The organism is Agromyces salentinus, from assembly GCF_009749395.1.
Lineage (GTDB): Bacteria > Actinomycetota > Actinomycetes > Actinomycetales > Microbacteriaceae > Agromyces > Agromyces salentinus.
In genome coordinates this window covers 55,070-74,643 of the sequence record NZ_WBIR01000007.1, presented here as the reverse complement: position 1 = coordinate 74,643, position 19,574 = coordinate 55,070, and the positions used below count along the sequence as shown (strand labels likewise).

19 protein-coding genes are annotated in these 19,574 nt (G+C 69.8%); 9 read left to right on the top strand and 10 right to left on the bottom strand.

Going from position 1 to position 19,574, the window contains the following annotated elements; translation table 11 throughout:
• Window positions 1–20: 20 nt before the first annotated feature.
• Complete coding sequence (locus tag GQQ95_RS09005) at window positions 21–1,862, top strand: glycosyl hydrolase family 18 protein (protein ID WP_157427337.1); 1,842 nt, start codon at window positions 21–23, stop codon at window positions 1,860–1,862.
• A gap of 147 nt (window positions 1,863–2,009) precedes the next feature.
• Here GQQ95_RS09005 and pstB read toward each other — a convergent pair whose 3' ends face one another.
• From pstB to GQQ95_RS08970, 7 genes are all read right to left on the bottom strand, one after another.
• The gene (gene pstB / locus GQQ95_RS09000; protein ID WP_157427336.1) at window positions 2,010–2,789 is read right to left on the bottom strand and encodes a phosphate ABC transporter ATP-binding protein PstB; all 780 of its coding nucleotides are present in this window, start codon (window positions 2,787–2,789) and stop codon (window positions 2,010–2,012) included.
• A 23-nt stretch (window positions 2,790–2,812) separates the two neighbouring features.
• Window positions 2,813–3,910 carry a phosphate ABC transporter permease PstA gene (gene pstA, locus GQQ95_RS08995; protein WP_157427335.1) on the bottom strand — a complete coding sequence of 366 codons (1,098 nt, stop codon included), beginning with the start codon at window positions 3,908–3,910 and terminating at the stop codon, window positions 2,813–2,815.
• Complete coding sequence (gene pstC, locus GQQ95_RS08990) at window positions 3,910–4,848, bottom strand: phosphate ABC transporter permease subunit PstC (RefSeq protein ID WP_157427334.1); 939 nt, start codon at window positions 4,846–4,848, stop codon at window positions 3,910–3,912. Before pstC ends, pstA begins: the two co-directional genes overlap by 1 nt.
• Before the next feature lie 94 nt (window positions 4,849–4,942).
• On the bottom strand, window positions 4,943–6,037 hold the full coding sequence (locus tag GQQ95_RS08985) for a phosphate ABC transporter substrate-binding protein PstS (protein WP_157427333.1): 1,095 nt from the start codon (window positions 6,035–6,037) through the stop codon (window positions 4,943–4,945).
• A gap of 163 nt (window positions 6,038–6,200) precedes the next feature.
• The gene (locus tag GQQ95_RS08980; protein WP_281352027.1) at window positions 6,201–7,142 is read right to left on the bottom strand and encodes an NUDIX hydrolase; all 942 of its coding nucleotides are present in this window, start codon (window positions 7,140–7,142) and stop codon (window positions 6,201–6,203) included.
• A complete protein-coding gene (locus GQQ95_RS08975; protein ID WP_157427332.1) occupies window positions 7,139–9,319 on the bottom strand; it encodes an RNA degradosome polyphosphate kinase in 2,181 nt (726 codons plus the stop codon). Before GQQ95_RS08975 ends, GQQ95_RS08980 begins: the two co-directional genes overlap by 4 nt.
• 45 nt (window positions 9,320–9,364) lie before the next feature.
• Complete coding sequence (locus GQQ95_RS08970) at window positions 9,365–10,051, bottom strand: response regulator transcription factor (RefSeq protein WP_157427331.1); 687 nt, start codon at window positions 10,049–10,051, stop codon at window positions 9,365–9,367.
• Window positions 10,052–10,126: 75 nt separating this feature from the next.
• On the opposite strand from GQQ95_RS08970, the gene GQQ95_RS08965 reads away from it, so the two are divergent.
• The 3 genes from GQQ95_RS08965 to ygfZ all read left to right on the top strand — a co-directional run bounded on the left by GQQ95_RS08965 (window position 10,127) and on the right by ygfZ (window position 12,342).
• Window positions 10,127–10,441 carry a hypothetical protein gene (locus GQQ95_RS08965; protein WP_157427330.1) on the top strand — a complete coding sequence of 105 codons (315 nt, stop codon included), beginning with the start codon at window positions 10,127–10,129 and terminating at the stop codon, window positions 10,439–10,441.
• Window positions 10,442–10,579: 138 nt separating this feature from the next.
• Window positions 10,580–11,188 carry a nitrobindin family protein gene (locus GQQ95_RS08960; protein WP_157427329.1) on the top strand — a complete coding sequence of 203 codons (609 nt, stop codon included), beginning with the start codon at window positions 10,580–10,582 and terminating at the stop codon, window positions 11,186–11,188.
• Window positions 11,188–12,342, top strand: a complete 1,155-nt coding sequence (ygfZ, locus tag GQQ95_RS08955; RefSeq protein WP_157427328.1) for a CAF17-like 4Fe-4S cluster assembly/insertion protein YgfZ — start codon at window positions 11,188–11,190, stop codon at window positions 12,340–12,342. Before GQQ95_RS08960 ends, ygfZ begins: the two co-directional genes overlap by 1 nt.
• A 21-nt stretch (window positions 12,343–12,363) precedes the next feature.
• On the opposite strand, the gene GQQ95_RS08950 is transcribed toward ygfZ, so the two are convergent.
• Complete coding sequence (locus GQQ95_RS08950; RefSeq protein WP_157427327.1) at window positions 12,364–13,218, bottom strand: class I SAM-dependent methyltransferase; 855 nt, start codon at window positions 13,216–13,218, stop codon at window positions 12,364–12,366.
• A 115-nt stretch (window positions 13,219–13,333) separates the two neighbouring features.
• Between GQQ95_RS08950 and GQQ95_RS08945 the strand changes: the two genes are divergently transcribed.
• Entirely contained in the window at window positions 13,334–14,080 is a 747-nt protein-coding gene (locus GQQ95_RS08945; protein WP_157427326.1) for a phosphoglyceromutase, read from the top strand.
• Window positions 14,081–14,234: 154 nt separating this feature from the next.
• Here the strand turns inward: GQQ95_RS08945 and phoU are convergent, their stop codons facing one another.
• On the bottom strand, window positions 14,235–14,897 hold the full coding sequence (phoU, locus tag GQQ95_RS08940; protein ID WP_157427325.1) for a phosphate signaling complex protein PhoU: 663 nt from the start codon (window positions 14,895–14,897) through the stop codon (window positions 14,235–14,237).
• A gap of 196 nt (window positions 14,898–15,093) precedes the next feature.
• On the opposite strand from phoU, the gene GQQ95_RS08935 reads away from it, so the two are divergent.
• On the top strand, window positions 15,094–16,317 hold the full coding sequence (locus tag GQQ95_RS08935) for a sensor histidine kinase (protein ID WP_157427324.1): 1,224 nt from the start codon (window positions 15,094–15,096) through the stop codon (window positions 16,315–16,317).
• A gap of 63 nt (window positions 16,318–16,380) precedes the next feature.
• A complete protein-coding gene (locus GQQ95_RS08930; protein WP_157427323.1) occupies window positions 16,381–17,061 on the top strand; it encodes a response regulator transcription factor in 681 nt (226 codons plus the stop codon).
• 113 nt (window positions 17,062–17,174) lie between these two features.
• On the opposite strand, the gene GQQ95_RS08925 is transcribed toward GQQ95_RS08930, so the two are convergent.
• On the bottom strand, window positions 17,175–17,627 hold the full coding sequence (locus tag GQQ95_RS08925) for a hypothetical protein (RefSeq protein WP_157427322.1): 453 nt from the start codon (window positions 17,625–17,627) through the stop codon (window positions 17,175–17,177).
• 161 nt (window positions 17,628–17,788) lie between these two features.
• On the opposite strand from GQQ95_RS08925, the gene GQQ95_RS08920 reads away from it, so the two are divergent.
• On the top strand, window positions 17,789–18,271 hold the full coding sequence (locus GQQ95_RS08920) for a CarD family transcriptional regulator (protein WP_156997324.1): 483 nt from the start codon (window positions 17,789–17,791) through the stop codon (window positions 18,269–18,271).
• Window positions 18,272–18,341: 70 nt separating this feature from the next.
• Window positions 18,342–19,556 (top strand): 2-C-methyl-D-erythritol 4-phosphate cytidylyltransferase, encoded by a 1,215-nt coding sequence (gene ispD / locus GQQ95_RS08915; protein WP_157427321.1) that lies wholly within the window; start codon window positions 18,342–18,344, stop codon window positions 19,554–19,556.
• The last annotated feature ends 18 nt before the right edge of the window (window positions 19,557–19,574 follow it).

Below are 19,574 nucleotides of genomic sequence, written 5' to 3'. Positions count from 1 at the left end.
CTCCCTCGACGAAGGACACCATGCAGAGACAGAGAAGCACGCGACGGGGCCTGCGCACGGCGCTGGCGACCCTCGCCACCGGCGCGATGGTCGCCGGTCTCGCCGCGGTCGGTGCGGCGGCCCCCGCCGCAGCCGCCCCCGAGACGGCGCCGAGCGCCGTCAACGGCTACCGCAACGTCGGCTACTTCGCCCAGTGGGGTGTCTACGGCCGTGCCTTCCAGGCGAAGCAGCTCGAGACCTCGGGCACCGCTGCCGTCCTCACCCACATCAACTACTCCTTCGGCAACATCCACCACCAGGACCTCACCTGCTTCATCGCGAACAAGGCCCAGGGCACGGGGCCGAACGGCTCCGACGGTGCCGGTGACGCGTGGGCGGACTTCGGCATGGGGTACACCGCGGCGAACTCCGTCGCGGGCGTCGCCGACGCCTGGGACCAGAAGCTCGCGGGCTCCTTCAACCAGCTCAAGCAGCTGAAGGCGAAGCATCCGAAGCTCAAGGTCATGATCTCGCTCGGCGGGTGGACCTGGTCGAAGAACTTCTCGAAGGCCGCCGCGACGGATGCCTCGCGCAAGAAGCTCGTGAAGAGCTGCGTCGACCTCTACCTGCGCGGCAACCTGCCCGTGATCGACGGTCGTGGCGGCACCGGTGCCGCAGCGGGCGTCTTCGACGGCATCGACATCGACTGGGAGTGGCCCGGTTCGCTGAACGGCGAGGTGGGCAACCACGTCGACGTCGCCAATGACAAGACCAACTTCACGCTGCTCCTGAAGGAGTTCCGCACCCAGGTCGACGCGCTGACGGCGGAGAACGGACACCCGTACCAGCTCTCGGCGTTCCTGCCGGCGAACCCGGCCGACATCGCGTCCGGCGGATGGAACGACCCCGAGAAGTTCCGGTACCTCGACTTCGGCAACATCCAGGGCTACGACCTGCACGGCGCCTGGAACCCGACGTTGAACGGCCACCAGGCGAACCTCTTCGACGACCCTGCGGACACGCGGGCGCCGGCGCAGCGGTTCAGCGTCGACAAGGCCGTCAAGGAGTACCTCAAGACCGGGATCGACCCGAAGCAGCTCGGCATCGGCCTGGCCGCCTACGGGCGCGGATGGCAGGGCGTGAAGTCCTCCAACGCCTGGAGCACGGCGACGGATGCCGCGCCCGGCACCTGGGAGAAGGGCAATGAGGACTACGACAAGCTGAAGACCCTCGGCACCGAGTACTACGACGCGGCGCTCGGCGCCGCATGGCGGTACGACGGCAACCAGTGGTGGAGCTACGACAGCGTCAAGTCGACGACGCGCAAGTCGCAGTACATCGTCGACCAGGGCCTCGGCGGCGGCATGTGGTGGGAGCTCGACGGCGACCGCAACGGCGAGCTCATCGGCACCCTCGCCGACAAGCTCCGCGCGGCCAAGGCCGGGCCCGCGACCGACCCGGTCAGCACCACCGACCCCACGGACCCGACGGACCCGACCGACCCGACCGACCCCACCGATCCCGGTGAGTGCGCGGCGGCGGCGTGGACCGCGTCCGGCGTGTACACGGGCGGCCAGAAGGTGTCGTACAACGGCTCGGAGTACTCGGCGAAGTGGTGGACGCAGGGCGAGACCCCCGGCTCCGCCGCGGTCTGGGCCCTCGTGGCCGCATGCGACCCGACGGACCCGACGGACCCGACGGATCCCACCGACCCCACCGAGCCCGGCACGTGCGCAGCGCCGGCATGGGCCGCGGCGACCGCCTACAACGGCGGCGCGGTCGTCAGCTACGGCGGCTCCACCTACACGGCCAAGTGGTGGACGCAGAACAACACCCCGGGTGCCGAGCAGTGGGGTCCGTGGGCCCTGCAGGGGGCGTGCTGATCAACGCACGCACCCGGTAACCCGCATCGTCGGTCGAGGCGGCGCCCCCACGCGGCATCGAGTCCGACCCGCAGAAGCACGGATGCCCCGGAGCGAGTTCGCTCCGGGGCATCCGTGTCTGCACTTCACCTCGACCGAGGCATCGGATCAGCCGAATCGGCCGGAGACGTAGTCCTCGGTGGCCTTCACGGACGGGTTCGAGAACATCGTCGTTGTGGCGTCGTACTCGATGAGCTTGCCGGGCTTGCCGGTGCCGGCGATGTTGAAGAACGCGGTCTTGTCGGACACCCGGCTGGCCTGCTGCATGTTGTGCGTCACGATCACGATCGTGTACTGCTGCTTCAGTTCCTCGATGAGGTCCTCGATCGCGAGGGTCGAGATCGGGTCCAGCGCCGAGCAGGGCTCGTCCATGAGGATGACCTCGGGCGAGACGGCGATGGCGCGGGCGATGCAGAGGCGCTGCTGCTGACCGCCCGAGAGGCCGGAACCGGGGCGGTCGAGGCGGTCCTTGACCTCGTTCCAGAGGTTCGCTCCGCGCAGCGACTGCTCCACGAGCGCGTCGGCGTCGGACCGTGAGATCTTCGCGTTGTTCAGCTTGACGCCCGCGAGCACGTTCTCCTTGATCGACATCGTCGGGAACGGGTTGGGTCGCTGGAAGACCATGCCCACCTGGCGGCGGACGAGCACGGGGTCGACGTCGGGGTCGTAGAGGTTGTTGCCGTCGATGAGCACCTCGCCCTCGACGCGCGCCCCGGGGATCACCTCGTGCATCCGGTTGAGGGTGCGGAGGAACGTCGACTTGCCGCAGCCCGACGGGCCGATGAAGGCGGTGACGCTGCGGGGCTCGATCTCGAGCGAGACGCCCTCCACCGCGAGGAACTTGCTGTAGTAGACGTTGAGGTCACGGACCTCGATGCGCTTTGACACGGGTTTCCTTACTGGCTTGCGGTTCAGCGACCGAACTTGGGGGCGAAGAACCGGGCGACGAGTCGCGCGAGGAGGTTCAGGGCCATGACGATGAGGATCAGGGTGAGCGCTGCCGCCCAGGCGCGGTCGAGGTAGGCCTCCGGCGGGTTGCCCTGGTTCGCGTACTGCGTGTAGACGAACACCGGAAGCGAGCTCATCCGGCCCTCGAAGAGGTTGTAGTTCATGCTCTGCGTGAAGCCCGCCGCGATCAGGAGCGGCGCCGTCTCGCCGATGACGCGGGCGATCGAGAGCATGATGCCCGTGGTGATGCCGGCGATCGAGGTGGGCAGGACGACCTTGACGATCGTCAGCCACTTCGGGACGCCCAGGGCGTAGGCGGCCTCGCGGAGCTCGTTGGGCACGAGCCGGAGCATCTCCTCGCTGGACCGCACGACGACCGGGATCATCAGCACCGAGAGCGCCACGGCACCGGCGATGCCGAGTCGGATGCCCGGACCGAAGAAGATCGCGAAGAGGGCGTACGCGAAGAGTCCGGCGACGATCGACGGGATGCCGGTCATGACGTCGACGAGGAACGTGATGCCCTGCGCGAGGCGACCGCGACCGTATTCGACGAGGTAGATCGAGGTGAGCAGGCCGATCGGGATCGAGATGATCGCGGCGGCGCCCGTCATGAGCAGCGTGCCGACGATGGCGTGCAGCGCGCCACCGCCCTCGCCCGTGACGTTGCGCATCGAGGAGTTGAAGAACTCGGCGTCGAAGCGCGCGAGGCCGAACGTGACCACGGTGATCGCGAGCGAGATGAGCGGGATCATCGCGAGGAGGAAGGCGCCGGTCACGAGCGCGGTGACGAGCCGGTCCTTGGCGCGCCGGCCGCCCTCGACGAGCCGGGAGAACAGCCAGATGGAGGGCACGTAGAGCAGGCCGCCGACGATGATCGCGCCGCCCCAGTCGAAGCCGGCGCCGGAGGCGACCCCGAGCACTGCGAAGAGCGCTGCGGAGACGGCGATGGCCGTGCCGAGGATGATCCAGGGCGCCGGCGTCGGCAGGCGGCCGGCGGTGAGGGAGTTCGCGATCGGCGTGGACGTGACGGTCTCGGCCTCGGGCTTGGTCATGGTCATCAGTTCGCTCCCGAGAATTCCTTGCGGCGGCTGACGATCCAGCGCGCGAACGCGTTGACCGCGAAGGTCACGACGAAGAGGATGAGGCCCGTCGCGATCAGCACGTTGACGTTGAGGCCGTAGGCCTCGGGGAAGCTCAGCGCGATGTTCGCGGCGATCGTCGACGGGTTCACCGACGTGAGCAGCTGGAAGGAGATGACACCGGACGCGGAGAGCACCATGGCGACGGCCATCGTCTCGCCGAGTGCGCGGCCGAGCCCGAGCACCGATGCGGAGATGATGCCCGAACGGCCGAAGGGCAGCACGGACATGCGGATCATCTCCCAGCGGGTCGCGCCGAGCGCGAGCGCGGCCTCCTCGTGCAGGACCGGGGTCTGGAGGAACACCTCCCGGCAGATGGCGGTCATGATCGGAAGCACCATGACGGCGAGCACGACGGCGGCCGTGAGGATGGTGCGGCCGGTGCCGGAGACGGGCCCGGCGAAGAGCGGGAACCAGCCGAGGTTCGTGACGAGCCAGGAGTACACCGGCTGGATCGCGGGTGCGAGGACGCCGATGCCCCAGAGGCCGAAGACCACCGAGGGCACCGCGGCGAGCAGGTCGACGATGTAGCCAAGCACCGAGGCGAGCCTGCGAGGTGCGTAGTGCGAGATGAAGAGGGCGATGCCGATCGAGACGGGGAGCGCCATGAGCAGCGCCAGGGCCGCGGCCCAGATCGTGCCGAAGAGGAGCGGGAGGACGTAGTCCCAGAAGTTCGTCGTGAGGATGGACGCCTCATCGCTCGTCGCGAACAGGGCGGGGATGCTCTGCACGATGAGGAAGATCGCGACGGCGGCGAGGGTGACGAGGATCATCGAGCCGGCGAAGACGGCCGACCCGGAGAAGACCCGGTCGCCCGGCCGTTGCTTGGCCTTGATGGTGGTGGCCGCGGAGCTCATGTGTGTCGTATTCCTCGAATCGGGGAGTCGGAACCGGTGGGACATGCTCGTGCCCGACCCCCGGTGCAGGCACCTGGGGTCGGGCACGAACCTACTACTTGATCAGTGCGATCGCAGCGTCGACCTTCTCGCGGAGCGAGTCGGAGATCGGGGCCGAGCCGGCATCCGCAGCGGCGACGTCCTGGCCCTCGGGGCTGGCGATGTACGAGAAGTACGACTTGACGAGTTCGGCGTTCGCCGCGTCCTCGTACTGCTCGCAGCCGATGAGGTAGCTCACCAGCACGATCGGGTAGACGCCGGCCTCTTCGGAGGTGCGGTCGATCTCGATGGCGATGTCGCCCTCGGAACGGCCCTCGGCGAGCGGCGAGGCGTCGACGATGGCCGCAGCGGCCTCGGGCGAGAACTCGACGAAGTCGTCGCCGACCTGCACCGCGACGGTGCCGAGGTCGCCGGCGCGCGACGCGTCGGCGTACCCGATGGTGCCGGTGCCGTTGGTGACGGCGTCGACCAGGCCGGACGTGCCCTGTGCGGCCTCGCCGCCCTCGATCGGCCAGACGCCGTCGGCCTCGTAGCTCCAGACGTCGGGAGCGACGGCACCGAGGTACTCGGTGAAGTTCTCCGTGGTGCCCGAGTCGTCGGAGCGGTGCACGGGCGTGATGGCCAGGTCCGGGAGCGTCGCGTCGGGGTTGGTCGCGGCGATGGCCGGGTCGTTCCAGTTCGTGATGGCGCCCGAGAAGATGCCGGCGATGGTTGCGGCGTCGAGGTTCAGCGTGTCGACGCCCTCGACGTTGAAGATCACGGCGATGGGCGAGATGTAGAGGGGGAGCTCGACGATGTTCGAGTCGGGTGCGCACGACGCGAAGCCGCCGGCGGCGACCTCTTCGTCCTTGAACGCGCGGTCCGAGCCGGCGAAGGCGCTGGCGCCCTCGAGGAACGTGTCGCGACCGGCGCCGGAGCCCGAGGGGTCGTAGTCGATCGTCACGTCGGGGTTCGCGGTCTGGAAGCCGGCGATCCACGACTGCTGTGCCGTGTCCTGCGAGGACGCGCCTGCGCCGACGAGGTTGCCCGAGAGCGTCGAGGTCGACTCCTCGGGAGCGGCTGCGCCGCCTTCGTTCGAGGCACAGGAGCTGAGCGCGAGCGCCGCCGTGAGGGCGACGACGGCAGGCACGCCGAAACGCTTGAGGTTCACGTGAGGTTCCCTTCCGGGGATTCGAATGCAGGTACCGGGTCGGTGCCGACCCGCCTGCGACGCTATGCAGCGCGCCTTACGAGCATGCGCTGAAGTGGTGAACGGAAGGTGAACGACCGCTGTCCGATGCGGATCCCAGCCGGTTTCGGGGGGATCTCACAGGTCAGGCGCGAGGCGCGTGGGTCTCGATCGAGATGATGCCCGAACCGGAATTCGTCGCTGACAGGTGCACGACGCTGAAGCCGCCCGGCTCGAGTTCGGCGGCGTCCGTCACGTAGGAGCCGAGTGGTGTCGAGGTGGCGAGGGCGATCTCCCGGACGATGTCGGGGAGCACCGGCCCGTGGCTGCAGATGACCGCGGAGCGGCCCGACCGCACCCGCTTGCCGACGACCCGTCGCACGTCCGCGTCGCCGTGCGTCCACGCGTCCTGGCTGATCCGGGCGTCGAGCTTGACCTCGACGCCGTTCGCCGCCGAGAGCGGCCGCACGGTCGTGACGCAGCGCACGGCCGGGCTCGACACGATCCGGGTCGGATGCCACGCCCGGATCGTCTCGACGAGGGCCGCCGCCTGCTCGACGCCCCGACGGCTCAGGGGCCGAGCGGTGTCCTCGCCCTTCCACGAATCGCGGGAGACGGCCTTGCCGTGGCGCAGAAGGATGAGCGGGAACGTGCTGGTGACCCCCTGGTCGACGAGGGCCGCGAAGCTCTCGAGGATCTCGACGTCGGGCGCGTACGAGAGGTAGCTGCGTGCGCGCTTGACGGTGACCCACTCGAGCGCCGCGACCTCGCCGTTCGGCTTGAAGGTCGAACGCTGCAGCGCTTGGTCGCTGACCTCGCCGGCCCAGTAGTGGACCACCTTCTCGCGCCCGTTCGGCATCAGGTAGCGCGAGATGCCGAGCGGGACGCCGAGGGCGATCGCCAGCCCGGTCTCCTCGGCGATCTCGCGAACGGCCGTCTGGGGGAGCGACTCGCCCGGGTCGACCTTGCCCTTGGGGATGGTGACGTCGCCGTGCACGGTGCGGTGGATGAGCAGCACGTGCATGCGCCCGTCGATGATGCGCCAGCACACGGCGCCCGCCGCGTAGACGGCCGTCTCAGCCTTCACCGGCGGTGCCCGGATCGCTGGCGCCGCTGCCCGATCTCGAGCATGAGCGCGGCCTGGAGGTCGTCGAGCGGGGCGCCGTCCTCGTCGACGGTGTGGCGCGTCCACACGCCGTCGCCGTCGAGGTGCCATGAGCTCGTGCGGTCGTCCATGGCGCGGTCGAACAGGGCGGTGACCTCGGCGACATGCGCCGGCTCGGTGAGCCGCACCAGGGCTTCGACCCGGCGGTCGAGGTTGCGATGCATCATGTCGGCCGAGCCGATGTGGATCTGCGTGTCGCCGTCGTTGACGAACGAGAAGATGCGCGAGTGCTCGAGGTAGCGGCCGAGGATCGAGCGGACCGTGATGTTCTCGCTGAGCCCTGGGATGCCGGGGCGCAGGCTGCAGATGCCCCTGACCCAGATCTCCACCTTCACGCCCGCGTTCGAGGCGCGGTACAGGGCGTCGATGATCGCCTCGTCGACCATGGAGTTCACCTTGATGCGGATGCCGGCGGGCTTGCCCTGCTCGGCGTTGCGGACCTCGGCCGCGATGAGCTTCAGGAGTCCCTTGCGCAGGTGCAGCGGTGCCACGAGCAGGCGCTTGAACTTCTTCTCGATGGCGTAGCCCGAGAGCTCGTTGAAGAGGCGGGTGAGGTCCTTGCCGACCTGGTCGTCGGCGGTGAGGAGGCCGAGGTCCTCGTAGATGCGACTGGTCTTGGGGTTGTAGTTGCCGGTGCCGATGTGGCTGTAGTGGCGGAGGGTGCCCTTCTCCTGTCGGATGACCAGGGCGAGCTTGCAGTGCGTCTTCAGCCCGACGAGGCCGTAGACCACGTGCACCCCGGCCTTCTCGAGCTTGCGCGCCCACGTGATGTTGGCCTGCTCGTCGAATCGCGCCTTGATCTCGACGAGCGCGAGCACCTGCTTGCCCGACTCTGCGGCGTCGATGAGCGCCTCGACGATCGGGCTGTCGCCCGAGGTGCGGTACAGGGTCTGCTTGATCGCCAGCACGTCGGGGTCGGCGGCGGCCTGCTCGAGGAAGGCCTGCACGCTGGTCGCGAACGACTCGTACGGGTGGTGGAGCAGGACGTCCTGACGGGACACGGCCTTGAAGATGTCGGCGCGGATGTTCGTGTCGGACGGCTGGAGCTGCGCCGCGGTCACGGGGACGTGCGTCGGGTAGTGGAGTTCGGGCCGGTCGAGCCTGGAGAGGACGAACAGGCCGCCGAGGTCGAGCGGGGCCGGGAGCCGGAACACCTCGTGCTCGGTGACGTCGAGCTCGCGCACGAGGAGCCCGAGGGTGACCTCGTCCATGTCGTCGGTGACCTCGAGGCGGATGGGCGGGCCGAAGCGACGTCGCAGCAGCTCCTTCTCGAGGGCCTTGATGAGGTTCTCGGTCTCGTCCTCCTCGATCTCGACGTCCTCGTTGCGGGTGACCCTGAACACGTGGTGCGCCAGGATCTCCATGCCGGGGAAGAGGTCGCCGAGGTGGTTGGCGATGAGGTCCTCGAGCGTGATGTACCTGGCATCCTCGATGGATTCGGCCGGGTCGACCCGCACGAAGCGGGGGAGCATCTGCGGCACCTTCACGCGCGCGAACTCCTGACGGCCGCTGCGGCTGTTGCGCACGCGCACCGAGAGGTTGAGCGAGAGCCCGGAGATGTATGGGAACGGGTGGGCCGGATCGACCGCGAGCGGCATGAGGACCGGGAAGATCTGGCTCGAGAAGTACTCCCGGAGGTGCTCGCGGGCGTCGTCGCCGAGCGCCTCCCAGGTCACGACGCGGATGCCGGCCTCGGCGAGGGCGGGCTTCACGAGGTCCTGGTACACGTTCGCGTGGCGTTCCTGCAGTTCGTGCGCTTGCCGGGAGATGTCGGACAGCACGTCGAGCGGCGCCCGGCCGACGTTCGTCGGCACGGCCAGGCCGGTCACGATGCGTCGCTTGAGGCCTGCGACGCGGACCATGAAGAACTCGTCGAGGTTCGACGCGAAGATGGCGAGGAAGTTGGCGCGCTCGAGCACGGGGAGCTTGGGATCCTCGGCCAGTTCGAGCACGCGACGGTTGAACGCGAGCCAGCTGAGCTCTCGGTCGAGGTAGCGCTCCGCGGGGAGTTCGGGGGCGCCTTCGATGTCGAAGGGCTCGAAGTCGTCGTCGAAGTCGCTCGACGTGCGGTCGCTGTCGAGGGCGCTGTCGGTGCTCATTGACTCATAATGCCATCCGCGAGGATTCGAGCGATGAACAGCGTGTCAACGCGTCGTGACGGGGGCGCCCTCGTCGTCCTCGTGCACGTTGAAGCGGTAGCCGACGTTGCGGACGGTGCCGATGAGGCTGTCGAGGTCGCCGAGCTTGGCCCGCAGGCGACGCACGTGCACGTCGACGGTGCGCGTGCCGCCGAAGTAGTCGTAGCCCCACACCTCGCTGAGCAGTTGCTCGCGCGTGAACACGCGCGACGGATGCGCGGCCAGGAAGCGGAGGAGCTCGAACTCCTTGTAGGTGAGGTCGAGCGTGCGTCCGTGCACCTTCGCCGAGTAGCTGGCCTCGTCGATGACGACGCCGGAGGTCTGGATGCGCTCATTGGGCTGGCTCGCCTGCGCGCGTCCCAGCGCGAGGCGGATGCGGGCATCGACCTCGGCTGGGCCGGCGTGCTCGAGCACGACGTCGTCGATGCCCCAGTCGGGCGTGACCGCGGTGAGGCCGCCCTCGGTGACGATCAGGATGAGCGGCGAGGAGAGCCCGGTCGTCCGCAGGATCTGCGACAGCGCCTTCGCTCCGGCGAGGTTGGTGCGGGCGTCGAGGAAGACGAGATCGGATTCCGGCGCTCTGACCAACTGCTCAGGCGATGCGGGAATGATCCGCGTTCGATGAGACAACAGGGACAGCGCCGGGAGAACTTCGTCGTTTGCCGCCGGCGACAGGATCAAGAGCTGCGCCACGTACACCCCTCCAGGAGTAAGTTCGTCAATACTACGGGACAGCACGTGCCGCACGGTGACACGAACGAGGACGACATGCAGACGCAGAACGATACACGCGGAGGCGGCATCGCGGTGGCCGCGGTCTGGCTGCTCGCCCTCGTCGGCGCAGCGGTCGTGCTGGGGCTCGCGTTCGGCGGCACGCAGGAGTGGTTCGGCGACAGCGGCCCGCTCGGCGTCTTCGATGCGCTGGGCGTCGTCTTCGCGGCATCCGTGCTCGCCTCGCTGCTCGCGCAGCTCATGACGCGCCGACCCCAGGGATTCGTCCTGCGCGCGAGCGCGAGCGTCGCGGGCGCTGCCGTGGTGGTCGCCGTCGCGGCCGCCGTCGTCGCGCCGACGGTCATCGCCTGAGCGGATAGACTCGGATCATGTCGCAGCTGCTCGCCCTCGAACTCCTCTTCATCGGACTGCTCGGTCTCGCGAGCCTCTCGATCGCGTGGATCAGCGGCGTCGTGGTCTACAAGCTCTTCAAGGGGCAGCGCTGAGCGCATGATCGACCTCCCCGTCGACCTCCCGGCCGAGCTCGTCCCGCTCTCCTGGCTCCTCGGAGTCTGGGAGGGATCCGGCGTCATCGACTACACCGTCGGCGACGAGAAGATCACGTACGAGTTCGGCCAGCGCGTGAGCTTCAGCCATGACGGCCTCCCGCACCTGAACTACTCCTCGTACACGTGGCTCTTCGCCGAGGGCCCCGACGGCGAGCCGCGCCCGCTGGCGACCGAGACCGGCTACTGGCGCATCGCCCGCCGGCTCGAGGACGCCGACCCCGGCCCCGCGCTGCTGCCCGGCGTGGGCGCGTCGCGCTACGGCACGGCCGATGACGTCGAGGCGCTCCGCAACGCCGACGGCGGGTTCGACCTCGAGGTCTCGCTCGTGCACCCCGGGGGCGTCTCCGAGCTGTACCTCGGCCAGGTCAAGGGGCCGCGCGTCGACTTGGCGACCGACGCCGTGATGCGCGGCGCCGGCGCGAAGGACTACGCGGCCGCGACGAGGCTCTACGGGCTCGTCGAGGGCCACCTGCTCTGGGCCTGGGACATCGCGGCCCTCGGCCAGGACCTGCGAACCCACGCTTCCGCACGCCTCGCGAAGGTCGACTGATGCCGGACTCCCCGTTCCTCTCCCTGCCCGGAGCCGTGCCCGCCGAGGGCGTCGACGCGGGCGTCGCCGGCCACTACGGCAACCCCATCGTCGAACAGCGCCGCCTCGAGCGCGGTCAGGCGATCGTCGACCTCTCCGATCGCGGCATCGTCACGGTCACGGGTCCCGACCGCCTGACCTGGCTGCACTCCATGGCGAGCCAGTCGCTGGCCCGCCTGCGGCCCGGCGAGAGCGCCGAGGCGCTCTTCCTCGACGCGGCCGGGCACATCGAGCACGTCGTGCACGTCGTCGACGACGGCGAGACGGCCTGGCTCGTCTGCGAGCGATCGGATGCCGCCCCGCTGGCCTCCTTCCTCGACCGCATGCGCTTCATGCTGCGGGTCGCGGTCGTCGATCGCACCGATGGGTTCGCCGTGCTCGGCGCCATGTCGGCGGCCGCGCTCGACGCCGCCCTTCCCGCCGAGCCCGCGGGCGTGGCGGTCGACTGGGTCGACCCGTGGTCGACGCGCATCCCCGGCACGCACCGCTACGCGAACGAGGCCGGCCACCCGGCATCCGATTGGCACCTGATCGAGCGAATCGTCCCGCGCCGGACCATGTCGGATGCGGCGGCGGCGATCCGGTCGGGTCGGGTCGAGGTCGCGGGCCTCCTCGCGCTCGAGGCGCTGCGCATCGCCGCGTGGCGTCCGCGACTCGCCACCGAGGTCGACGAGAAGAGCCTGCCCCACGAGCTCGACTGGCTGCAGAGCGCCGTCGACCTCGGCAAGGGCTGCTACAAGGGCCAGGAGACGGTCGCGAAGGTGCTGAACCTCGGCCGTCCCCCGCGCCGTCTCGTGCTGCTGCACCTCGACGGCAGCGACACGGTGCTCCCGGCCCCCGGCGACGAGGTCATCGGAGAGAAGGTGCGCCCCGAGCCCGTCGAGGGCGAGGCGCCCGAGCGGCGGGTCGTCGGCCGCATCACCTCCAGCGCCATGCATCACGAACTCGGTCCGGTCGCCCTCGCCGTCGTGAAGCGCGCGGTGCCCGGGGACCTCCCGCTCATCGTCGAGAGCCATGGCACCGACGTGGCGGCCGCCCAGGTCGAGATCGTGCCGGCCGATGCGCGTGCCGCAGTCGACATCCCACGCCTGCCGCGGCTCGGCGCGAGGCCCTGACCTCGCTCCTCGCGGACGAGTTCAGCCGGGCGCGACGGCGGGCCACGGCACGGTGAGCTCGCCCAGGCGTGCTCGGCGCGGCCCGCCCACCACCGGCCAGCCCTCATGCCGAAGGCTCGCGGTAGTGGCGATCCAGCGCTGCGACGGTCCGTAGACGGTCATCGGCGCGTGCACCTGCCAGGCACGGTCGAGCGCGCCGAGCAGGTCGTGGATGCGCTCACCGGGGACGTTGCGGTGGATGAGCGCCTTCGGCAGTCGCTCGGCGACGACGGACGGTCGGTCGAGGCCCGTGCGCCGGAGGCTGATCGTGAAGGTCCTCGGGCCGGACGGCCCGAGCCCCACCCAACTGGAGACGCGGCCGAGCTCGTCGCACGTGCCCTCGACGAGGAGTCCGCCGGGGGCGAGCCGGGAGGTCATCAGGGCCCAGGCATCGGCCACCTCGCCCTCGCCGTACTGGCGGAGCACGTTGAAGGCGCGGATGACGGCCGGACGCACGCCGCCGGGCGTCGGGACCTCGAACCCGCCGACGGCGAACGCCGCCGCGATCGCCGGATCGAAGTGGGTGCCGCCCGAGCGAACGCGGTCGAGCTGCTCGTTCGCGATCCGGACGCGCTCGGGCTCGATCTCCAGGCCGAGCACCTGCACGTCGGGCCGCGCCTGCGCGAGTCGCGAGGCGAGCTCGAGGGCCGTCACCCCGCTCGCGCCGTACCCGAGGTCGACCACCAATGGCTCGACCGCGTGCCGGAAGGCCGGATGCGCCGCGATCCACCGGTCGACGCGCCTCAACCGGTTGGTGTTCGTCGTCCCGCGCGTCACGGTTCCGATGCGCTGGCCCGGGCGCACGCGCCGCGGATGGGGCGAGGCGTCGGGCGGCATCTGCCAAGTCTGCCAGCAGCGCACGCACGCGGCATCCGGATGCGAGCGGAGCCGGGCCCGCGTCACCGGCCGACGCGGGGCGGGGCGGAGGATGCCTCACGGCTAGGCTGGAGTCATGCCTCACACCCTCGTGCTGCTTCGCCACGGCAACAGCGAATGGAACCAGAAGAACCTGTTCACCGGTTGGGTCGACGTCCGGCTCAGCGAACTCGGACGCACCGAGGCCGCGCGCGCGGGCGAGCTGCTGGCCGAGTCCGGCCTCCTCCCCGACGTGCTGCACACCTCGGTGCTCACGCGCGCGATCCAGACCGCGAACATCTCGCTCGACGTCGCCGACCGCGCCTGGATCGACGTGCGTCGAACCTGGCGCCTGAACGAGCGCCACTACGGCGCCCTGCAGGGGCTCGACAAGGCCGAGACCCTCGAGAAGTACGGCCCGGAGCAGTTCCAGCTCTGGCGTCGCTCGTTCGACGTGCCGCCGCCGGTCCTCGCCGACGACGCCGAGTACTCGCAGGTCGGCGACCCGCGGTACGCCGACCTCGCCGATGACGAGCTGCCGCGCACCGAGTGCCTGAAGGACGTCATCGCGCGCATGCTGCCCTACTGGGAGGACGGCATCGTTCCCGACCTCGCCGCGGGCAAGACCGTGCTCGTGACCGCGCACGGCAACTCGCTCCGCGCGCTCGTCAAGCACCTCGACGGCATCAGCGACGACGACATCGCCGAGCTGAACATCCCGACCGGCATCCCGCTGGTCTACGAGCTGGGCGATGACTTCATGCCGATCGCCCCGAGCCGCTACCTCGACCCCGAGGCCGCCGCGGCCGGTGCCGCCGCCGTGGCCGCGCAGGGCAAGAAGTAGTCCGAGGCCGTCGTACAACGCCGAACGGGCGGGGGAGTGATCCCCCGCCCGTTCGACGTTCCGGCGCCGGTGCGAGCGGATGTCGCGTGACCGACGGTCCGGTGCGAGCGGATGCCCGCGCGGCCGCGCCGCCCGAGCGACCGACCCCTCGGGCTCAGAGCCCCGCGTTGAGGTCGGGGTCCCAGTCGCCCGTGACGAGGTACTGCACCTTCTTCGCGATCGAGACGGCGTGGTCGGCGAAGCGCTCGTGGTACCGGCTCGCGAGGGTGGCGTCGACGGTGTCGGCCGCCTCGCCCTTCCACTTCTCGCCGAGCACGGTGTCGAAGACCGAGAGGTGCAGGTCGTCGACCTTGTCGTCCTCGTTGCGGATCTCCTCGGCCAGCTTCACGTCCTCCGTGCGCAGCAGCTGCGCGAGCTTCTGCGCGATCTCCACGTCGAGCGCCCCCATGTCGGCGAACGTGCCGCGGAGCTTCTTGGGCACGACCTTGTCGGGGAACCGGTAGCGGGCGAGCTGGGCGATGTGCGTCGACATGTCGCCCATGCGCTCGAGCGAGGCGCTGATGCGGAGGGCGCTCACGACGATGCGGAGGTCGCGCGCGACCGGCTGCTGCTTGGCGAGGATCGTGATCGCGAGCTCGTCGAGCGCGACCGTGCCCTGATCGATGCGGTGGTCCTCGGCGATCACCTCCTCGGCGAGGGTGACGTCGGACTCGTTGAATGCGCGAGTGGCCTTGTCGATCGACGTCGCCACGAGCTCGGCGATCTCGACGAGCCGCTCCTGGACCTCCCGCAGTTCCTGCTGGAACACCTCACGCATGAATGGACTCTTCCTTCTCTCGGCGGCAGCGGCACGCGGAGCGCACGCTGGAGCGCCCGGGTTGGCGCCGGGCTCCGGCCATCGTCGCGTTCGAAGGTGAACGTCAGGTGCCGGGAGCCTGAACACTCGTTAACCTACCGCCGCAGCCGAGCGCCTGCGGCGATTCGCCCGATCGCGGTGTGGTTACGCTACAGACATGGACTCCATCTGGTTGGTGCTCGTCGCGCTGGCCCTCGGCGCATTCCTCGGCGCCGGCTTCCTCGTCATGCTCTACATGGCGGAGCGACGGGGGGCGCGGGCGGCGAAGGTCATCGCGCCCAGCATCCCCGAGGGCGTCGAGCAGGTGCTCGACGTGCTGGAGTCCGCGGGGATCGTGCTCGATCCGTCCAACAACGTCCTCAAGGCATCGCCGGGTGCACAGGCGCTCGGCCTCGTGCACGCGGGTGCGGTGACCCATCCCGAGCTGCTCGCGCTCGCGGCATCCGTGCGCCGAGACGGCGAGACCATCGCCGACGAGATCTCCGTCACGCGCGGTCCCTACGGCGAGGCCACGATGCGGCTGCACGTCCTGGTCGCCCGGCTCGGCACGCGGTTCGTGCTGGTCCTCGCCGAGGACCGCACCGAGGCGCACCGGCTGGACGAGGTGCGCCGCGACTTCGTCGCCAACATCAGCCACGAGCTGAAGACGCCCATCGCCTCGGTGAGCCTGCTCGCCGAGGCGCTCGAGATGGCCGCCGACGAACCGGTCCAGGTCCGCCGGTTCGCGAGTCGGCTCTCGACCGAGGCGACCCGCCTCGCGCACATCACGAGCGAGGTCATCGAGCTCTCCCGACTGCAGGCGCGCGATGCCCTGCGACCCGACGTGCTCGTCTCGATCGACGAGGTCGTGGCCGAGGCGGTCGACCAGAACCGCATCGTCGCCGCCGCGAAGCGCGTCGAGGTCGCCGTCCGCGTCGCGCCCGGCGCCCGGGTCTACGGCGATCGGGCGCTCATGATCGTGGCCGTGCACAACCTCGTCGCGAACGCCATCGCCTACTCGAACGAGGGCGGACGCGTCGGCGTGGGCGTCAAGGTCGACGACCACACGGTCGAGATCGCGGTGACCGACCAGGGCATCGGCATCGAGGGCGAAGACCTCGATCGCGTGTTCGAGCGGTTCTTCCGCGTCGACCAGGCCCGCTCGCGCAACACCGGCGGCTCCGGGCTCGGCCTCAGCATCGTGAAGCACACGGTCCAGAACCACGGCGGCGACGTGCGCGTGTGGTCCCAGCCGGGCCGAGGTTCCACGTTCATGATCCGGCTGCCCCTCGCCGACTCCGTCTCCCCGTCGGCGCCGGCCGGCGGCGGCGAGCGACGCGGCGGATCGAAGAAGCCCGCACCGGATGCCGCGAAGAAGCGCTCCCCGCACCCCGTCCGCTGACCCGACCACGACCACGACCACCGTCGGCGCGGAACGCCGATCCCCAGCCGAGGAGAGAACCCCGTGACCCGCATCCTGCTCGTCGAGGACGAGATCGCCCTGAGCGACCCGCTGAGCTTCCTGCTCGAACGCGAGGGCTACGAGATCGAGGTGGCGGCCGATGGGCCGGCCGCGATCGCCGCCTTCGACCGAGCCGGTGCCGACCTGGTCCTGCTCGACCTCATGCTGCCGGGCCTGCCGGGCACGGAGGTGTGCCGGGAGATCCGTGCGCGCTCGAACGTGCCGATCATCATGCTCACCGCGAAGGACTCCGAGATCGACATCGTCGTGGGGCTCGAACTCGGGGCCGACGACTACGTCACCAAGCCGTACTCGACGCGCGAACTCCTCGCCAGGATCCGCGCCGTGCTGCGTCGTCGCATCGACGCGGAGGACTTCGACGATGCACTGCTCGAGGGCGGCCGGGTCCGCATGGACGTCGATCGCCACACGGTCGAGGTCGACGGGGAACCCGTGCCCATGCCCCTGAAGGAATTCGAGCTCCTCGAACTGCTCATGCGCAATCCCGGGCGAGTACTCACGCGAGGACAGTTGATCGACCGCGTGTGGGGGTCCGACTACTTCGGCGACACGAAGACGCTCGACGTGCACATCAAGCGCATCAGGTCGAAGATCGAGAAGCAGCCCTCCGAGCCCGTGCAGCTGGTCACCGTCAGGGGACTCGGCTACCGCTTCGAGGCGTAGCGACACCGTCCGGAGCTGCGCCCGTCAGCACGATGGCCGCGTCATCCGCTCCTCTCGGAGTCCGGATGCCGCGGCCATCGTCATGCGTCGGGCGCCTCGGCCCGGCGCTGGGCTCAGGGGGCGAGGCCCTCGTACAGGCGGTCGTCCAGCACGGGGACCTGCTTCTCGAGTCCCTCGATACCGGAGTACCGGAAGTAGATCGGGGTCAGGCCGCCGACCTCGGCGTCGATGCCCTCGAGCAGCACCGGCTCGGTCTCCTCGGTTCCCAGCACGATCGTCTCGCCGGCCGGGACCTCGAGCTCGACGACGTCGGCACCGGTGGGCTCGATCTCGAGCGTCCGGTCGTCTTCGCCGGTGTTCACCACGGTCATGATGAGGTTGCCGTCTTCGCCGTCCTCGCTCACGACGAGGACGTTGCGCAGGGCGAGGTCCCCGATGGTGAGCGAGACGCCGTCGCTGGCGTCGTAGTGCTCGGTCGTCGCCTGATAGGTGACCATCGAGCAGCCGGTCGCGCCGATGGCGAGACCCAGGGCCAGAACAGCGGATGCCGCGAGACGCGCCTTCACAGAACCTCCAAGTACGGGCGTGCACGCGAGCTGTGACGGCGCGCACGAGGAATCGATCCGAGTGTAGCCTAACGGCGTGACGCGGCCCGGGCGATCAGCGGCGGAACCTTAGCATGAACGCGAATGTGATATCCTGAAAGTTGCCGGAAGGACATACATTCATGCTTTTTGAGGTTGGCGAAACCGTCGTGTATCCGCACCACGGTGCCGCGACGATCATCGAAGTCAAAGACCGCGTCATCAAGGGCGAGACCAAGAAATACCTGAAGCTGAACGTCACGCAGGGTGATCTCGTCATCGAGGTCCCTGCCGAGAATGTCGATCTGGTCGGCGTCCGCGACGTCATCGGCCAGGACGGCCTCGACAAGGTGTTCGAGGTGCTGCGCGCGCCGTTCACCGAGGAGCCGACCAACTGGTCGCGCCGCTACAAGGCGAACCTCGAGAAGCTCGCCTCCGGCGACGTGATCAAGGTCTCCGAAGTCGTGCGCGACCTGTGGCGCCGCGACCAGGACCGCGGCCTGTCCGCGGGCGAGAAGCGCATGCTGGCCAAGGCTCGTCAGATCCTCATCTCCGAGCTCGCGCTCGCGGAGAAGACCGACGAAGAGGCTGCGTCGACCGTGCTCGACGAGGTCCTCGCGTCCTAGCCTCCCGACGGCACCGCGGTCGATCTCGACCGCGGTGCCGTCGTCGCGTCCGGGCGGATACGCTCGAACCATGAATGCGTCGACGCTCGCCGTCATCCTGGTCGCAGCCGGAAGCGGCACGCGGCTCGGCCATGCCGAGCCGAAGGCGTTCGTGCCGCTCGGCGCATCGAGCATCCTCGGGGTCGCGCTCGATGCCGTACTCGGCATGCGCGAACCCCCGCATGTCGTGGTCGTCGCCCCCGATGCGCGCGTCGACGAGGTGCGCGAGCGGTTCGCGGATGTCGCGGCCGCGGCATCCGCACCCTTCGACGTGGTGCCCGGCGCCCCGACCAGGCAGGAATCGGTCGCCGCCGGACTGGCGGTGCTCCCGCGACACGTCGACACCGTGCTGGTGCACGATGCCGCCCGGCCGCTCACCCCGACCGTGCTCTTCGACGAGGTCGCCGCCGCCGTCCGGGCGAGGGGCCATGGCATCGTCCCCGGTCTCGCGGTGGTCGACACGATCAAGCGCGTCGACGCCGGCCGCGTGGTCGAGACCGTCGATCGATCGCAGCTGGCGGCCGTCCAGACGCCGCAGGGGTTCCCCCGCGAGGTCCTCGACGAGGCCTACGCCGAGGCCGACTCGCTCGCCTCGCACACCGACGACGCCTCGCTCGTGGCGGCGGTGGGGCTCCGCATCGACCTGGTACCCGGCGATGCCCGCGCGTTCAAGATCACCGTGCCAGAAGACCTGCGGCGGGCCGAGCAGATGGTTCGCGACGAGAGGACCGAGATGACGAGCAGTGTCACGCCCGCGGACCACGGCCCGCCCGCGATGCGGGTCGGGACCGGTGTCGACGTGCACGCGTTCGACGACGACCCCTCGACCGTGCTCTGGCTCGCCGGACTCGAATGGCCGGGGGAACGTGGGCTCTCCGGCCACTCCGACGGCGACGCGGCGGCCCACGCCATCTGCGACGCGGTGCTGGCCGCGGCCGGGCTGGGTGACGTGGGCGCGATCTTCGGCACGTCAGACCCGAGGTTCGCGGCAGCGCACGGCGACGTGTTCCTCGCCGAGACCCGGCGGCTGGTCGAGGCATCCGGATTCCGCATCGTCAACGTCTCGGTGCAGATCGTGGGCAACCGCCCGAAACTCGCGCCGCGGCGAGCCGAGGCGCAGGCGGTCCTCGAACAGGTGCTGGGGGCACCCGTGTCCGTGGCGGCGACGACGACGGACGGACTCGGGTTCACCGGGCGGGGCGAGGGCGTCCACGCGATCGCGACGGCACTGCTGGTCGCCGCCTGAGGCGCGACGACCGTGACC

Excerpts from the sequence above, each read along its gene's own strand:
- pstC (WP_157427334.1), bottom strand. The coding sequence starts at position 4,848 with ATGAGCTCCGCGGCCACCACCATCAAGGCCAAGCAACGGCCGGGCGAC.
- ygfZ (WP_157427328.1), top strand. The coding sequence starts at position 11,188 with ATGCCGGACTCCCCGTTCCTCTCCCTGCCCGGAGCCGTGCCCGCCGAG.
- GQQ95_RS08945 (WP_157427326.1), top strand. The coding sequence starts at position 13,334 with ATGCCTCACACCCTCGTGCTGCTTCGCCACGGCAACAGCGAATGGAAC.
- phoU (WP_157427325.1), bottom strand. The coding sequence starts at position 14,897 with ATGCGTGAGGTGTTCCAGCAGGAACTGCGGGAGGTCCAGGAGCGGCTC.
- GQQ95_RS08935 (WP_157427324.1), top strand. The coding sequence starts at position 15,094 with ATGGACTCCATCTGGTTGGTGCTCGTCGCGCTGGCCCTCGGCGCATTC.
- ispD (WP_157427321.1), top strand. The coding sequence starts at position 18,342 with ATGAATGCGTCGACGCTCGCCGTCATCCTGGTCGCAGCCGGAAGCGGC.
- GQQ95_RS08960 (WP_157427329.1), top strand. The coding sequence starts at position 10,580 with ATGATCGACCTCCCCGTCGACCTCCCGGCCGAGCTCGTCCCGCTCTCC.
- GQQ95_RS08975 (WP_157427332.1), bottom strand. The coding sequence starts at position 9,319 with ATGAGCACCGACAGCGCCCTCGACAGCGACCGCACGTCGAGCGACTTC.
- GQQ95_RS08965 (WP_157427330.1), top strand. The coding sequence starts at position 10,127 with ATGCAGACGCAGAACGATACACGCGGAGGCGGCATCGCGGTGGCCGCG.
- GQQ95_RS09005 (WP_157427337.1), top strand. The coding sequence starts at position 21 with ATGCAGAGACAGAGAAGCACGCGACGGGGCCTGCGCACGGCGCTGGCG.
- pstA (WP_157427335.1), bottom strand. The coding sequence starts at position 3,910 with ATGACCATGACCAAGCCCGAGGCCGAGACCGTCACGTCCACGCCGATC.
- GQQ95_RS08920 (WP_156997324.1), top strand. The coding sequence starts at position 17,789 with ATGCTTTTTGAGGTTGGCGAAACCGTCGTGTATCCGCACCACGGTGCC.
- GQQ95_RS08950 (WP_157427327.1), bottom strand. The coding sequence starts at position 13,218 with ATGCCGCCCGACGCCTCGCCCCATCCGCGGCGCGTGCGCCCGGGCCAG.